General features: G+C 72.8%; 1 protein-coding gene. It reads right to left on the bottom strand.

Features of this window, described 5'->3' with window-relative positions; translation table 11 throughout:
* On the bottom strand, positions 1-382 hold a 382-nt coding region (locus tag QSK17_RS35805), incomplete at both ends, for a ketoacyl-synthetase C-terminal extension domain-containing protein (RefSeq protein WP_285711143.1).

Genomic DNA, 382 nt, shown 5'->3' with positions numbered 1-382 from the left:
GACACCACCCGCCCAACATGAACACCCGATCCACCCGCCAGCGCCTCAAGACCGGCGAGCAACTCCTCCCGATTCGCGCCCACAACAGCCGCACGATGCTCCAGTGCCGCGCGACCGGTTGCCAGCGTCCGGGCGATGGCGCCCACCGGATGGTCCGGCGCCGCGGTGAGCAGGCGCCGCGCCTGAGCCCGGAGCGCGGGCTCCGACTTGGCCGACAGCACCCACGGCACCACCGGCAGAGCCGGCCCGATCTCCTCGGGGGGTTGGGGGACGGCCTCCAGGATGACGTGCGCGTTGGTGCCACTGATCCCGAACGACGACACCCCCGCACGACGCGCACGCCCCGTCTCCGGCCACGGCACCGACTCCGTCAGCAACCGCA

It is taken from the genome of Microtetraspora sp. NBRC 16547, from assembly GCF_030268965.1.
Classification (GTDB): domain Bacteria; phylum Actinomycetota; class Actinomycetes; order Streptosporangiales; family Streptosporangiaceae; genus Microtetraspora.
Note: the sequence above shows the minus strand (reverse complement) of the source record. Positions and strands in the feature narration are given on the sequence as shown.